Source organism: Pseudomonas brassicacearum, from assembly GCF_918698105.1.
In the GTDB taxonomy this organism is placed as follows: Bacteria; Pseudomonadota; Gammaproteobacteria; order Pseudomonadales; family Pseudomonadaceae; genus Aquipseudomonas; species Aquipseudomonas brassicacearum_F.
This window is the reverse complement of record NZ_CAKKMI010000002.1, coordinates 147714-162716: the sequence shown is the minus strand read 5'-3', so window position 1 is coordinate 162716 and position 15003 is coordinate 147714. Positions and strand designations below refer to the sequence as shown.

Annotated in this window: 16 protein-coding genes and 1 pseudogene; 6 read left to right on the top strand and 11 right to left on the bottom strand. The window is 55.7% G+C overall.

The genetic code is table 11. From position 1 onward, the window contains the following. Window positions 1-88 precede the first annotated feature (88 nt). Entirely contained in the window at window positions 89-721 is a 633-nt protein-coding gene (locus LQ215_RS01810) for a TetR/AcrR family transcriptional regulator (protein WP_230147144.1), read from the top strand. A gap of 33 nt (window positions 722-754) precedes the next feature. On the opposite strand, the gene LQ215_RS01805 is transcribed toward LQ215_RS01810, so the two are convergent. Continuing rightward, window positions 755-1957, bottom strand: a complete 1203-nt coding sequence (locus tag LQ215_RS01805; protein WP_230147143.1) for a pyridoxal phosphate-dependent aminotransferase — start codon at window positions 1955-1957, stop codon at window positions 755-757. 293 nt (window positions 1958-2250) lie between these two features. Between LQ215_RS01805 and LQ215_RS01800 the strand changes: the two genes are divergently transcribed. Next, entirely contained in the window at window positions 2251-2922 is a 672-nt protein-coding gene (locus LQ215_RS01800) for an NAD(P)-binding oxidoreductase (protein ID WP_230147142.1), read from the top strand. After that, complete coding sequence (locus tag LQ215_RS01795) at window positions 2919-3584, top strand: NAD-dependent epimerase/dehydratase family protein (RefSeq protein ID WP_230147141.1); 666 nt, start codon at window positions 2919-2921, stop codon at window positions 3582-3584. Before LQ215_RS01800 ends, LQ215_RS01795 begins: the two co-directional genes overlap by 4 nt. Here LQ215_RS01795 and LQ215_RS01790 read toward each other — a convergent pair. Beyond that, window positions 3581-4162 (bottom strand): TetR/AcrR family transcriptional regulator, encoded by a 582-nt coding sequence (locus LQ215_RS01790; protein WP_230147140.1) that lies wholly within the window; start codon window positions 4160-4162, stop codon window positions 3581-3583. The genes LQ215_RS01795 and LQ215_RS01790 overlap by 4 nt on opposite strands. A gap of 153 nt (window positions 4163-4315) precedes the next feature. On the opposite strand from LQ215_RS01790, the gene LQ215_RS01785 reads away from it, so the two are divergent. Further along, window positions 4316-5191 (top strand): LysR substrate-binding domain-containing protein, encoded by an 876-nt coding sequence (locus tag LQ215_RS01785; RefSeq protein ID WP_230147139.1) that lies wholly within the window; start codon window positions 4316-4318, stop codon window positions 5189-5191. A gap of 53 nt (window positions 5192-5244) precedes the next feature. On the opposite strand, the gene LQ215_RS01780 is transcribed toward LQ215_RS01785, so the two are convergent. The 4 genes from LQ215_RS01780 to namA all read right to left on the bottom strand — a co-directional run bounded on the left by LQ215_RS01780 (window position 5245) and on the right by namA (window position 8505). Next, window positions 5245-5703, bottom strand: coding sequence for a nuclear transport factor 2 family protein (locus tag LQ215_RS01780; RefSeq protein ID WP_230147162.1), 459 nt, complete (start codon window positions 5701-5703; stop codon window positions 5245-5247). 209 nt (window positions 5704-5912) lie between these two features. After that, a complete protein-coding gene (locus LQ215_RS01775) occupies window positions 5913-6932 on the bottom strand; it encodes an alpha/beta hydrolase (protein ID WP_230147138.1) in 1020 nt (339 codons plus the stop codon). A gap of 69 nt (window positions 6933-7001) precedes the next feature. Then, entirely contained in the window at window positions 7002-7385 is a 384-nt protein-coding gene (locus LQ215_RS01770; RefSeq protein WP_230147137.1) for a nuclear transport factor 2 family protein, read from the bottom strand. Between the two features lie 79 nt (window positions 7386-7464). Continuing rightward, on the bottom strand, window positions 7465-8505 hold the full coding sequence (gene namA / locus LQ215_RS01765) for an NADPH dehydrogenase NamA (RefSeq protein WP_230147136.1): 1041 nt from the start codon (window positions 8503-8505) through the stop codon (window positions 7465-7467). A gap of 114 nt (window positions 8506-8619) precedes the next feature. Between namA and LQ215_RS01760 the strand changes: the two genes are divergently transcribed. After that, complete coding sequence (locus tag LQ215_RS01760) at window positions 8620-9009, top strand: winged helix-turn-helix transcriptional regulator (protein ID WP_230147135.1); 390 nt, start codon at window positions 8620-8622, stop codon at window positions 9007-9009. A 76-nt stretch (window positions 9010-9085) separates the two neighbouring features. Here LQ215_RS01760 and LQ215_RS01755 read toward each other — a convergent pair whose 3' ends face one another. Further along, window positions 9086-10096 (bottom strand): zinc-dependent alcohol dehydrogenase family protein, encoded by a 1011-nt coding sequence (locus LQ215_RS01755; RefSeq protein ID WP_230147134.1) that lies wholly within the window; start codon window positions 10094-10096, stop codon window positions 9086-9088. A gap of 182 nt (window positions 10097-10278) precedes the next feature. Here LQ215_RS01755 and LQ215_RS01750 point away from each other — a divergent pair, with 182 nt between their 5' ends. Further along, complete coding sequence (locus tag LQ215_RS01750; RefSeq protein ID WP_230147161.1) at window positions 10279-11178, top strand: LysR family transcriptional regulator; 900 nt, start codon at window positions 10279-10281, stop codon at window positions 11176-11178. A gap of 11 nt (window positions 11179-11189) precedes the next feature. On the opposite strand, the pseudogene ggt reads toward LQ215_RS01750, so the two are convergent. From ggt to LQ215_RS01730, 4 genes and pseudogenes are all read right to left on the bottom strand, one after another. After that, window positions 11190-12404 (bottom strand): annotated as a pseudogene (gene ggt, locus LQ215_RS01745) (gamma-glutamyltransferase); the annotation flags it as partial. Between the two features lie 234 nt (window positions 12405-12638). Continuing rightward, entirely contained in the window at window positions 12639-13898 is a 1260-nt protein-coding gene (locus LQ215_RS01740; protein WP_230147133.1) for a cation:dicarboxylate symporter family transporter, read from the bottom strand. A 112-nt stretch (window positions 13899-14010) separates the two neighbouring features. Beyond that, window positions 14011-14436: a VOC family protein gene (locus LQ215_RS01735; RefSeq protein ID WP_010656575.1), complete on the bottom strand. Its 426-nt coding sequence runs from the start codon at window positions 14434-14436 to the stop codon at window positions 14011-14013. Between the two features lie 164 nt (window positions 14437-14600). Further along, a complete protein-coding gene (locus tag LQ215_RS01730; RefSeq protein ID WP_230147132.1) occupies window positions 14601-14831 on the bottom strand; it encodes a LysR substrate-binding domain-containing protein in 231 nt (76 codons plus the stop codon). Between the last annotated feature and the right edge of the window lie 172 nt (window positions 14832-15003).

Sequence of the window (15003 nt, the reverse complement as noted above, 5' to 3'; positions counted from 1 at the left end):
AACCGAAAATTTCATTTTGTGTATCATTGGGCAGAACTTTCTTCCAGGCATGCTCGTCTGGCGATACGCCCCCAAGGTGCTGCACTCAATGACCAACTCCACCCCAATCTCTGTTCCACGCGCAAAAGGACGCCCGCGCGCGTTTGATCGAGACCAGGCTCTGCTGCAGGCGCTGGCAGTGTTTTGGAGGCGTGGCTACGAGCCGGCCTCTGTGGCGGAATTGTGTTCAGCCATGAGCATCAGCCCTCCCAGCCTGTATGCGGCGTTCGGCAACAAAGCCAAGTTGTTTCTCGAAGCGGTTGCCTACTACGAAGCGACGTTCTGGGATGCCACGTGGGAGCGCATGGACACCGAGCCCGACATCGTGCGCGCCATCAGCGAGTTCTTCCACACCTCAGCGTCGATCTTGACCGAACCCGAGGCGCCCTGCGGCTGCATGGTCGTCCTCGCGGCAGTCAATGTCTCCGACGATGCCGGTGAAGTCACCGCGACCCTAAAGGCCTTGCGCCAGGAAGGCCGTGACTACTTACAGCAGCGCTTGGATCGCGCAGTGGAACAAGGTCAGCTCAAACCGGAAACCAACACTCGCCTGCTCGCCGCTGCCTTGAATACATTGCTCGAAGGCATGTCCCTGCAGGCACATGACGCTGCCAGCAGGGAAGATCTGCAAGGCATCGGCGCAACAGCCGTAGCGATGCTGAGCCCTTCCCTGTCAGCTTGACTGGAACCAACTCCGCCAAACCAAACGCTGCATTCAAGCAAGCTGTTCACACGCAGCCTTGATGCGCGCGCATGCCTGCTCCAGCAGCACCGTGGAGGTCGCAAAGGAGATGCGGAAATAACCCTCCACCCCAAACGCACTCCCCGGCACTACCGCCACCTGCGCGGCCTCAAGCAGGTATTGGCAAACCTCCATGTCATTGGTCAGCACCACGCCCGCAGGGGTTTTGCGGCCGAACAGCGCCGAGCAGGCAGGGAAGAGATAGAACGCGCCCTCCGGACGGCGACACTCCAGACCGGGTGTGCTGTTGAAAACCTCCAGGCAAAGGTCTCTGCGCTGACGAAACACTTCATTGCGCTCAGCCAGAAAATCGATAGGCCCATCCAGCGCGGCCACCGCAGCAGCCTGGGATATCGCGCAGGGGTTGCTCGTGGTCTGGGATTGAATGGTGGCCATGGCGGCGATCAAAGGTTTAGGACCGCCCGCATAACCAATGCGCCAGCCCGTCATTGAATACGCCTTTGAAACGCCATTCACGGTCAGCACGCGATCATGTAGCGCCGGCACCTGAGAAGCCAGGGTGGAAAACACCCAACCGTCGTAACTCAGGTGCTCGTACATATCATCCGTCAGCACGTAGACCTGCGGATGCTCCAACAATACGGCGCCCAACCGATCAAGCTCTGCCGCGCTATAACCCGCACCCGTCGGGTTGCTTGGCGAATTCAAAATCAGCCACTTGGTACGCGGCGTGATGGCTTGCTGGAGTTGCTCGGCGGTGATCTTGAAATGCTGATGGGACGCGCAGGGGATTTCCACGGGCGTGCCCCCCGCCAGGCGCACCATGTCCGGATAGGACACCCAGTAAGGCGCAGGAATGATGACTTCATCCCCGGGGTTAAGGGTGGCCTGCAGCGCATTGATCAGTACTTGCTTGCCGCCAGTGCCGACGCTGATTTCGTCGATGGCGTAGGTGATGCCGTTTTCACGCTGAAACTTTCGAACGATCGCCGCCTTGAGTTCGGGCGTACCATCCACATCGGTGTAGCGAGTCTGGCCTGCATCAATCGCCGCTTTGGCCGCTGCATTGATGTGGTCAGGGGTGGGAAAGTCCGGCTCGCCCGTGGACAGGCTAATGATATCGGCCCCATTGCGGCGCAGCTCTGCAGCCTTGCGCGTGATTGCCAGCGTTGGCGAGGGTTTAACTGCTTTCAGCAGATTTCCGAGCAATTGCATGGGGCCACTCTTTCAGCTTTTGTTGATAGAGCATCAATGCTAGCGGCCTCTGGCAGACAATTAAAACAATATAAATGGATGCAGAAAATCAATTTTATTTGTTTATTCCTGGCCGTTTTTTTGGCCTCTTGCGCAGATTGATCAACAGGTAAGTGCCCGGACCAAATCTCCCGAGCGCTTGACATATTCTGTAGTGATCAATATAGAATGACCCTCAGCGTGCATTCGCCAACAGCGTTTGCAGGTTCGCTTGAGCGGGCCATTTTTGAAACATCGCCTGATCTGGAGGAGCTATGCACTCAGTTTTTATCGTCGGTGGTTCGGGTAAAGTGGCCCGAAGCCTGGCTCAACAGCTGGCAGAACGAGGCCATCAACCACGTTCGTTGTACCGGCATGCTGAACAGGCCGAGGGGCTCAAAGCGCTCGGCGCCAGCCCCGTTGCAGGTAACTTGCTTGAGCTTGACACAGAGGCTCTGGCCAAGTTGATGACGGGCAGTGACATCGTGGTCTTCGCGGCCGGTGCCGGCGGCAAAGGCGGCGCGCAGATGACGGATGCCATCGACGGTCACGGCTTGGAGCTGTCTGTAGCCGCAGCTCAGTTGGCGGGTATCCGGCGCTTCATCTTAGTGTCGGCGTTTCCAGAAGCATCGCGTGGCAAATCGGTTTCCGAGACCTTCGAAAATTACATGGTCGTGAAAAAGCGCGCCGACGTGCACTTGGCCGCAACCGATCTCGACTGGGTCATCCTGCGCCCAGGCACCTTGCTGGACTCGCCGGGCACAGGCAAAGTCCACGCCGGCCTGGCTGTCCCCTATGGCGACGTGCCACGCGAGGATGTGGCCGCAGCCCTGTTGCAGATCATCGAACAGCCCGGCGTGAGTCGCGTCATCATCGAACTGACCCAAGGCAGCACGCCGGTCAACGAGGCTATCCAGAGTTTTGTGCGGGATTGCACTCAGCCATGAGCGAACCAACAACATTCAAGCTGCTGCTGGTCGGCGCAAGCGGGCTGGTTGGCAGCCATGTATTGGCTCTGGCCCTGTCGGATCCGCGCATTGGCAAAATTTACGCGCCAACACGCAAGGCCTTGGCGGTGCACCCTAAACTCATCGCCACGCCCACCGATTTTGATCGCTTGGACGAACAGGCAGATCTCTGGCACGCGGATGCGGTGATCTGCACATTGGGCACCACGCTCAAAACAGCCGGTTCCAGAGCCGCCTTCGAGCGAGTCGACCACACCTACCCATTGGCAGTGGCCAAGCTTGCGCGCGCTCACGGAACGTCGGCCTATGTGCTCAATTCAGCTATCGGCGCAGACGCGGGATCTTCGTTTTTCTATAACCAGGTCAAAGGCCGCCTGGAGAAGGATTTGGCGAAGGTGGGGTTTAAATCGCTTACCTATGTGCGGCCCGGTGTCATCGGGGGCAAGCGTGAGGAGGTGCGCCATGCCGAACGTGCACTGATTTTGATGCTCAAGCTCGCGTCGCCGCTGTTACCGGAACGCTGGCGTCTCAATCCCCCGGCGCTGATTGCGCGGGCATTGCTTCAAGCCGCGATCAGTCAGGCCCCTGGCATTCATGTGGTGCCATCGAGCAGCATGACCAAGCCTGCCGATCGACACTAAGCCAACAAGCGTCGGCTCATATCAAGCGCAGCATCAAAAGGCTCGCGTGTTCTGTTGACCTTGACCAGCAACGAGGCGCCCAACCACATCTGGTAGAGCGCCTCAGCCAATATTGCTGAGTCAACCGACGCACTTATGGAGCCATCCGCTTTACCCTGCTCAACACTACGAACCATCCGCTCGATGATCAGGGCAGTCCCTTTTTCAAGCACACCGCGCATGTTTTCGGACAGGTCACACACTTCCGCACCCAATTTGACCACCAGGCATTTTTGATCAGTGTGATCAAACGCCTGCGTCTCGGCCCAATAGCGCAGATAGCTCAGCAGACGTTCAGCGCCGGAGCCCTCGCTGGCCAATTGCACATCGACCCGCGTGAGGTACTCTTCAAAGTACTCTTCGAGCAGCGCTTGGCCGAACTCGTCCTTGGAACGAAAGTAGTGATAGAACGACCCTTTAGGTACACCCGCGGCCGCGAGCAACTCGGTAAGGCCGACGGCGGTGTAGCCTCTTTGGGTCATAAGCGACCTGGCGACATCGATGATGTGCTGGCGCATGTCATGGGCGGGTTTCTTCATAATGCGGCGCATGCTAGCAAAAAAATGATCTAGCGTCAGGCGCCCGTTAGAGCGCCTGCCGTTTGTTCACCTGCATTGGAGGCAATTTTACGCAGCGCTTCAGCGACAAAAATATAAATATATTTCAAAGCAAAACATAATTATTATTTGAGCATGATCAAAGAACTGAAAACACTTATCGCTGTGGCGAGAGAAGGCACGTTTGCGGCTGCCGGCAGCAAAATCGGCCTCACCCAAGCCGCCGTCAGCGCCCAGATGCAACGCCTTGAGGCGGAGCTAGGGGTAGAGCTGTTCGACCGTAAGGGACGCTCGGCTCAGCTTAATCGAATGGGTCACCAGGTTTTGGCGCAGGGTCAGGAACTGGTACGCCAATTTAAAGATCTGGGCTCGACATCGATGGGTCTTCCTGCGAACGTTTTGGTCACCATTGGAGCGATTGCCTCGGTTCAGCGCTCCTTCTTGCCAGAAGCCCTGGCTGAATTTCATCAACGATCTGCGCAATGCAGGACGCGAGTCCTCCCCGGCTTGTCGATGGAGTTGGTGAACCAAGTCGATTCAGGCGAAATCGATATGGCCGCGATCATCCGCCCGCCCTTCTCGCTTCACAGTGATCTGCGCTGGACAACCTTGGCACGAGAACCTTACCGGCTGATCGTCCCCGCCGATATGCCGGGAGACGATTGGGCTGAATTGGTATCGAGCCAACCCTTTATCCGCTATGACCGTTCATCTTTTGGCGGGCGCCAGGTTGATAGGTTCTTGCGTCAAACCCATTTTTCATTGCATGAAGTCTGCGAACTCGATGAGCTGGACGCGATCATCAAACTGGTTGCGAATGGCGTCGGTGTGGCCCTGGTACCGGAAACGGCCACTCGTAAGGAATGGCCTGCTGAAGTGCGCGCGATCGACCTGAAACAACGTACATTCCATCGCGACATAGGGCTGATTCATCGTGCACGTCGCAGCCTTACCGAGCCAGTAAAATTACTGGCTCAGCTGATTATTGAGCAGGCCGTGAAGAAGCATTAGACGCCAAACATCATTGGAATATTGGAGAACATGCCGAACGGAGTAAACAGCAATTAAGGCGCTGCATGCGTTTGGAAAATCTTGCTAACAACCGTCCACTTGCCTTCTACTTTCAGCAGATGGAAGAAGTCGGTGAAAGAGAGGCCGGACATGCCGGTGGCGTCAATGCGAGCACTCGCGGCATCACCGACGATTTCAATACGAGTAATAGCAGCTTGCGCATCCGGAGATGGGCGAAAACCCTTGTCAATCCCCTCGAACAGGATTGGAATCGCCCCGCCTTCCAGCTTGCCATCGGCGCCGACGCTGTACATCGTCGCATGTTCATTAAAAGCGGGTTTCATGATACTGCTCTTCGCCTGCTTGCAACCTTCAATATACGTATTAAGCACCTTAGTGATAGCTTGATAGTCTTCTACATAAGTAGCTTTGCTGACTGTTTTACCACTGACAACTTGCGGATTGCTCGGTGAGTTGTCTGCTTGAGCCAGCGCGCCAAGGCTCGAAATCAAGCCGACAAAAAACAACTGCTTAATAGATATAAATTTCATTTAGTCGCTCTTCACAAGGAGTGTAATTATTGAAATATGCTCAACCACAAAAACCCAGCAGACGCTCATGGAATTTGCTGTGCGCAGGCAGCCGCGCAGTGAGATAACGATATGTTTCAATAACGACGCCCGCAGTTTCACCGTGACCTGCGGGTTCGTTGTTTTTGAAATTACTTGCTCAGGTTGCTCTTGAGTTCCTGAGATGCCTGCGCAATTGCGCTGCGCGGCGTCGGTAGATGGCTGAACGCGTTCGACAACCCGAAGTCGTGAATCATTCCGTTGTAGCGGACCGTCTTCACAGGTACACCCGCAGCGTCGAGCTTGCGGCCGTAAGCCTCAGCTTCATCGCGCAGGACATCGAATTCGGCAGTCTGGATCAGCGTCGGCGGCAAGCCCTTCAACTGCTCGGTCTTCGCCTGCAGCGGCGAAGCGTAAATCTGCTTACGTGCCTCGGCGTCGCGCGTGTAATTGTCCCAGAACCACACCATCAAGTCCTTCGTCAGGTAATAGCCGCTGGCAAACTCCTTGTACGACGGCGTGTCGAAGTCGGCATCAGTCACCGGGCACAGCAACACTTGCGAACGCAGTGCGGGTCCACCCTTCTCGTTGGCCATCAAGGCAACCACGGCGGCAATATTCCCACCTGCGCTGTTGCCCGCGACGGCGAGGCGCGTGCCGTCTACCTTGATCTCTTCGCCATGTTCAGCAACCCATTTTGTCGCGGCGTAGGCTTGCTCGGTGGCGACGCCATATGCCGCCTCAGGCGAGAGGCTGTAGTTGACGAAGACCGCCACCGCACCCGAGCCGGCCACCAGGTCACGCACCAGTCGTTCGTGGGTCGGGAAGTCGCCCAACACCCAGCCGCCGCCATGGAAATACATGAACGCGGGTAGGGTCTTCTGTTGGCTACCGACCGGGCGCACGATGGTCAACTTCAGATCGCTGCCGTTGACGCGTATCGTCCTCTCGCTGACATCGGCTGCCGGCAAGGCCACTTGGGGGGCAGCCTGGGCACCCGCCAATGCCGCACGGGCATCGACCGGCGTCATGGAGTCGAGCGTCGGGACACCTTCAAGCGATTCCAAGAGTTTCGCCGTGTTGTGCTCAACTCCCGGATATGTGGTCGCGGAGGCAGTACCGGACGCAAGAGTAACGACCGTAAGAGCTAGAGCAGAGGTAAGGGTTTTCATGGACGTTTCCATTTTTATGCCTGAGTGCTGGGAAGCTTCAACTGCCGCAGACTCAAGGGCGACAGAAGCTCAAGGCGCGACGTGGGTGTGAAAGATCTTGCTGACGACTGTCCACTTGCCTTCAACTTTCAACAGATGGAAGAAGTCGGTGAAGGAAATGCCGGACATGTCGTTGGCGTCGATGCGCGCGCTCGCCGCCGTACCGACAATCTCAACGCGGACGATAGCTGCCGGTGCATCAGGAGAGGGGCGAAACCCTTCATCGATCCCCTTGAACAGGATTGGAATTGCGCCGCCGGCCAGCTTACCGTCGCCATCGACGCTGAACATGGTCGCTTGCTCATTGAACGCAGGCTTCATGATGCTGCTTTTTGCTTGCTTGCAGCCCTCGATGTACTTGTTCAGCACCTCGGTGACGGCTTGGTATTCGTGTACGTAAGTAGGTTTGCTCATGCTTTTGCTCCTGCTTCATTGAATTGGATTGGATTGAGAATTAGGACCGTCCAGCCACCCGCTTATGACGTGGGCTGATTCACGCTTTGGTATCAAGCCATACAGACCCGTAACGCGTGTAGGCAGCAGGAATCTCAATGATTTCTTTCAGATCATCTGCTGCAGTGCGCACCCAGAATGGATCACGCAGCATTTGCCGCCCGACAAACACCAGGTCAGCTCGACCGTTCTGCAGGATTTCTTCGGCCTGACGACCACTCTGGATTACACCCACCGCACCCGTCGCAATATGCAGTTCCTTGCGCAGCAACTCAGCGGCCGGTACTTGGTAGCCTGGGTAGGTCTGAACCTTGATCATCTTGATGCCGCCGGAGCTGCAGTCGATCAGATCGACGCCCTGCTCTTTCATCCAGCGACCGTATTCAAGAAATGACTCGGGGATGTTTCCGCCTTCGGCGTAATCAGAGCTGGAGATACGAACAAACAGAGGACGATCGTCCCAATGGATTTTGACTTCCTCCAGCACTTCGCGCAGGAAGCGGTAGCGACGCTTGGCATCACCGCCATATTCGTCGTCGCGGGTATTGGCGAGTGGGGAGAGGAACTCATTCAGCAAATAACCATGAGCGGCATGGATCTCAAGCACATCAAAGCCCGCTTCACTGGCGCGTCGTGCGGCATCGCCATAGAGCTTCACCAAACCCGGAATTTCGTCAGCCGCAAGTGCGCGAGGCACAGGGCTGGTTTCTGTGAACGGGATAGCCGACGGCGCAATGTGAATAAGATTGGGCAGGTCAGCATTGCGCCCTGCATGACCGATCTGAGCACCGGCTTTGGCGCCAAAGCTTTGAAGCAATTCAGTCAGCGCCTTCAAGCCAGCGACATGTGCGTCGCTCCAGATACCGAGGTCACCGGCTCCGATACGACCATCGGCGTGCACTGCCAGCGTCTCGGGGAAAATCAGTGCCGCCTGACCCAAGGCGCGAGCACCGTAATGCACTCGGTGCCACTCAGTAACGAAACCGTCATCCGCAGCCATGTGCATGCACATAGGCGACATGACCACGCGATTTTTCAGTTTCATGCCTTTTATTTCATGGGGGGAAAGCAACAAGCTCATTTTTAGCATTTCCGTAGTGATCGATACGGAATAATGTTAGCGTACGCACAACATATGCGTAAGTACGCACATTTTTGTGCGGTAGGCACATTTTTTATACCAAGGAGATTTCCTGTGAAAAAATGCATCCCCCAGAATGAAGTTGAAGCATTCGCTTGCCCTGTCTCCTTTACAGTCGATGTCATTGGCGGCAAATGGAAATCGCTGATCCTGTTCCATCTGATGTCCGGAACAAAGCGCTTCAACGAGTTGCGCCGGCTAATCCCCGATGTGACGCAGCGGATGCTCACCTTGCAACTCAGAGAGCTGGAGACTGACCGGGTTATCCATCGCGAAATCTATCGTGAGGTACCGCCCAAGGTTGAATATTCGCTCACAGAATTAGGCAACACGCTTGCTCCGTTGATCCGTGCGATGCGTGAATGGGGAGCGGTGCATGAAGATGCAATCCTCGCGTTCAGGCGCGCCGAGATCGATGCCAGTCCGATTGAATCGCTTGCCTAGCCTGTGCGTGTGTCACACAGACGAACGCCCCAGCGCTGGATAAAGAACCAGATCTGGGGCGCAGGGTTTAGCGGGCTCAACCCACCTTGATGACCACCTTACCGAACGCGCCTCTGGCCAAATGTTCGTAAGCCTGACGAGCTTGATCAAATGGATAAACGTGTTCGATCACAGGGCGGATCTTGTGCTCGTTCAAGAACGTGTTCATGCGATCGAATGAGGACCGTGGGGCAACGGCAATGCCACGAATAGTAGTCTGCCGGAAGATCAATGGCATCAGGTTAAGGGACGATGTCTGGCCCGTCAGAAAGCCAATCTGCGCGATGCGCCCGCCGACCTTTGTCGCAGCAATCGATTGGTTGATGCCATCACCACCCGCGACGTCCAACAGCAGATCAACCCCTTTGCCGTCGGTAAGCTTGAGCACTTCCTCGGCCCATTCAGGGTGGGTGCGATAATTCACGCCGGCCACTGCACCAATTTCTTTCAACGCTGCCACGTTAGCGTCCTGGCTGGAGGTGACGATTACATTGGCGCCAAGGGCTGTTGCAATTTGTGCAGCGAATACAGAAACACCCCCGGAACCCTGGACCAGGACGGTTTGCCCTGCTTCGACACGGCCAAAATCGACCAGTGCGTACCAGGCCGTCAGAGCCGCAATTGGAAGAGTTGCAGCTTCTTCATCGGACATATTGTCGGGGGCCGCGACCGCACTGTCTTCATGAATAATCATGTATTCCGCCAGGCCGCCGGGTAATGGCGAGCCGAAGCAGAAGTCGGGCTCATCAGGCCCTGGCAGGCCGTCCAACCAGCGCGAGTAAAGGTGTGAGTTAACGCGATCCCCGACGCCAAAACGGCTGCCCCCCTCGCCCACGGCTACGACAGTGCCTGCTGCATCACTCACCGGGATCAGCGGCTTGGGTACCCTATGGGGCTCATAAATTCCGTCAACGATTGCCTTGTCGCGAAAGTTGAGTGAAACAGCCCCTACTTTCACCAACAGTTCTCCTGGCTTGGGCACCGGCGTATCGACTTCCCCGGGCACCAGGTTGTCCAATCCGAAATCGTTCAAAAGCCATGCTTTCATTGACTGTCTCCGCCTACTTTGACTGTGAAGGGAGGGCACTCCTCCTTTGCATCGAAGACATTGTTTAGGCTTTGAGGCATGAGATAAATGCGCAGAAACCAACATGATTGTTATCCTGAACGGAAACAGTCACGCTTGTTTACGGGCTTTGCGGAACGAGACTTATGGAGCTTCTTCAATCAATGCAGGTATTCGCCAAGCTGGCAGAGTTGGGGAGTTTCACTAAAGTCGCCGAGGTCATGCAAGCAGGACGCCCGCGGATCACACGGACCATTCAGGAACTGGAAGCGTCGCTGGGCGTGCGCCTGTTCCAGCGAACGACACGCAGCGTAAAACTGACGGCCGAGGGCGAGCGGTTCTACGAGCGCGTCAAAGAGATACTGGCCACCATTGCAGACACCACTTCAATGTTCGACCGTAGTGGATCGTCGTTACGAGGGCGCCTTCGGATTGACATTCCAACAGCCTTTTCCCAGCACAGTTTCATGAGGAGCCTCAGGCTGTTTACCGAGGCATTTCGGGAGGTCGAGCTTGTCGTCGGAGTAACTGATCGAACGGTAGATCTTGTGGCCGAGGGCATCGACTGTGTATTGCGCATAGGCGACCTTCCGGACTCAAGCATGGTGGCGAGAGAAATCGGCAGCGCAATTATGGTCACCTGTGCGTCTGCACATTACCTCAGCGCCCACGGGGCTCCACTCACCCCACAAGATCTGGCTGGCCATCAGTGTGTCAGTTTTCTCTCCGGGCAAACAAACAGGCCGCTGCCGTGGCATTTTTCGCAGAATGGCGAGGATCGTCTGCATATGCCTCAGGGTGGTATCACCGTGAATGACTCCAACGCCTACGTTCAGTGCGCCGTTGCAGACTTTGGCATTATTCAAGCGCCGGGGATTTCCGTTGAGACATTCCTCGCCAGCGGACAACTGGTGGAGGTGCTGGAGGCCTATCGCCCAAAACCGCGCCTGGTTTCCGTGCTGTATCCCAGCAGAACGCATCTGGCCCCGTTGGTAGATGCGTTCGTGGAGTGGCTGAAGCAACACTTTCCAGTGCTGCATCCAGAATGGTTCAACGCTCGCTAAGCTGGCGAGCGATTGAGCAAAATACCGGTTTTTTCTGCGACCACGCCGGAGCCGAAAAAGCCATTAAGCGTGTAGGTGTTGGAAACGGCATTGCCCCATTTATCGACGATTGAGAAGTGCGTGGTCTGGGGTTTTTCCGGCGATTCAATATTCAGGCCGGCGACGACCTTATTGGTGTCCGAAGGGACCGACAAATTTACCTGCGACGCCCGGCCCGCCAGGTACTGTTCATCGATCAATTCATGCACCGGCACGGTGTAAAAATCCGGATCACCCAGGTACTGCGCCCGATCGGCAAACACCCGCTTCTCGATCTCCGCCACCAAGTGCATGTAGCGCGCGGAATTGAGCGGCACGCCCTGGAAATCATCGCGGCGCATCTCTTTCATCTTCAACAGTTGCACCAGCGCGACCCCGCCGGAGCTGGGTGGTGGAGCGGTGACGATTTGAAAGCCATTCCAATTGGCCTGTATTGGCTCACGCCAAACGGCTTTGTAGTCGGCGAGATCCTGCGCGCTGATCAGGCCGCCATTGGCACTCATATCGGTCACGATCAACGCAGCGGTTTTTCCGGCGTAAAAGCCTTTCGGTCCCTGCGCGGCGATGCGCTTGAGTACCGCCTCAAGTTCGGGCTGCTTGAAGGTGGTACCGGCCTGCAGCTTGCCGAAATGTTCAGCGAAGTTGGTTTTACCGGCGAAGCGTTTTTCGTTTTCGCTCGTAGCGATACTGGCCAGTGCTTCATCGACGACGAAACCATGGTGCGCATAATGAATGGCCGGCTCGATCAGAAGCGCCCATTTGAGCTTGCCAAAACGTTTGTGCGCTTCCCACAAACCGGCGACCGTACCCGGCACGCCCACCGACCGATGGCCGATCACACTGCCTTGCGTCTGGTCGGCAGCAATCACTTTCTTACCCGAGCTATCGACGAACATGTCCCGCGTCGCTTTCAGCGGCGCACGCTCGCGGTAATCGAGAAAGTAGGGTTTGCCCTTGTAGTAGACGGTCATGAAACCGCCGCCGCCGATATTGCCGGCTTCGGGGTAGGTCACAGCCAGGGAAAAGGCAACGGCGACGGCCGCATCTACGGCATTCCCGCCTTTGGCAAAGACTGCGTTGGCGGTGTCCGCAGCCAATTGGTCAGGTACGGCCACGGCAGAATGCGTCAACGCCGTGCGTGGGCTGGCGACCGCCAGTTGATAAGTTCCCATAAATAGCAACACCATCCATAGTGCGACGCAGCAACGCGTCCGATAGAACACTGATTTTTTGCACATAGACCACCTGTTTTTTTTATAAATAATGGCAGCACAGTGGCAACTAACAGGGCGCGATTCTTTATCTGAACCGAGCATCCCGGCGCCTTAAAAGAATGAATACGTAATAACTTCTTATTGGTTTTTCAGCCAAAAAAAGAGCCCTCGACGCGGTTAACGTGGAAGGCTCTTGTATCTCACTGATTAAGCGTTCTGCTCGCCCCCAACAGAGCTTTTTTGCTTCAGGGGCGTTTTCTCCCACTTGGCGATAACCAGGGGGGCAATCGCATTGCCCAGCACGTTCAAGGTGGTAGTGCCGCTATCGATAATTCGGAAGATCCCGGCAATCAACGCGACCCCTTCCAGAGGAAGCCCGGCAGACGCCAATGTGGCCGATAGAATGATGATGGCAAACCCAGGCACACCCGCAGCGCCCTTCGACGTCAGCACCATCGTGACCACCAGCAAAATCTGCTGAGTCAACGACAAATCGATGCCATAGAGTTGGGCAATGAAGATAGTCGCCACACCGAGAAAGATGGAAGCACCGTCCAGATTAAACGCGTAACCCACCGGAACCACGAAGCTGACGATGCGCCGAGGCACGCCATAGGCTTCCAGCTTGGTCATCAACTGCGGCATGACGGCCGCAGAGGCAGCACTGGAGAAAGCCAGGATCAGCTCATCGCGGAAATACTTGATCAGCTTGAAGACATTTTCGCCGATCAGGTAGCAAATGCCTCCCAGCATCACCAGAGCAAAGGTAATCAGCGCCAGGTACACCACACCGATCAACTTGAGCAACGGTAACAGCGAAGCAAATCCAAAGGTCGCCACCGTGGCGCCGATCATGCCGAATACACCGATCGGTGCGTAGGCCATGACAAACGACACAACTTTGAACATTGCGTCGGAGAAGCCCTGCACCACCGCAATAACCGGCGCGCTTTTCTCTTTAGGCAAGGTGTTCAACGCCATACCCAGCAACACGGCAAAGAACAGCACCGACAGCAACTTTGCTTCCGACATCGCGACAATCACGTTATCGGGCACGATGTTTTGCAGGATGATCAGCGCGCCTTTCGACGGTTCCATATGCACGGCTGCCGCGTTATGGGCGATACCCGCGATTTCGGTGCCTTTACCCGGCTCGAACAAGTTGGCGAAGCACAAGCCAAGCACGATGGCGAGGCTGGTGATTGCAAAGAAGTAAATCAGCGACTTTGCGCCCATACGACCGAACGATTTGTTATCACCGCCCCCGGCAATGCCGAGGATCATGCAGCAGAAAACAATCGGCACGACGACCATCTTCATCATCTTGATGAAGATATCCCCGAGCGGTTTAAGGATTTCGGTACTGATCCACACTTGATTTTCCGGATGGGTATTGAAATACCAACCCACGAGCACGCCAAGCAACAGCCCGGCAACGATTTGCCAAACTAAGGGGATACGTTTCATGTCTAGCCTTTTTGTTGGAATGAAAGGACTGCGTGACGGCAGTAGCTAGATTCATGAGCTTCCAGCTCATTTATGTTTTCTGGAGCACGCTTTAACGTGCTCCAGATTTTTATTATTTAGCGAAGAGCTGGCTCATATCCTTGAACGCTTTGAACTCAAGCGCGTTGCCGCACGGGTCGAACAGGAACATGGTGGCTTGCTCGCCGACTTGGCCTTTAAAGCGAATGTAAGGTTCGATAACAAACTTGGTACCGAAGGATTTCAAACGCTCGGCCAGTGCTTCCCATTGAGCCCATTCCAGAATGATGCCGAAGTGCGGAACCGGTACGTCGTGGCCGTCTACCGGGTTGCTGTGCACGCTTTCCTGAGAAGCAGTTTTCGGGTGTTCATGGATGACCAACTGGTGGCCGTAGAAATCGAAATCTACCCACTGCTCGCTTGAGCGGCCTTCGGCAAGGCCGAATACCTCACCGTAAAAGGTGCGCGTAGCTGCCAGGTCATACACAGGGATTGCGAGGTGGAAAGGAGAAAGACTCATCAGGACTCCGATAACAATTTTTTATTGGTTTGTGGTGCCGGACACCGTGGTCGCTGCCCGACGTTTTTTGAAGGTGGATTTATGCTAAAGCCGAACCACCTTAAAAAAAATCAATATAAATTTTTCAAAAACACAATTTTATTTTGTTAATCGCTGATCTCTTTTTACTGCTCCCAGCCCGCCTGAATCGCATGGGTAATTTGATCGACAAACACCCTTGTCTTCGTCGGAACCCACCGCCCCGGGGGCATCACGGCATAGATCCCACCCGGTTCCGGGCCTTCCCATTGCGTCAATATTTGTACAAGCGTGCCATCGCGCACCGCCGTACCGGCCAGCCAATCAGGCGTCAGAATGATCCCTGCGCCCTCCACAGCAGCCTGTAAAAGCGACACCGAACTATCGGAGATCAGCGGCCCCGTCTCAATGCTGATTCCGTGTCTAGGCGCCTGGCATTACGCCCCAACTGGCGATGGACACGCGGATCGATCCCCCTGGCAACCGCGCCATTGCAACATCGCGCAGAGCATGAGCATCTCGCGAGCCAATTTCTGGATAGATGCAGAG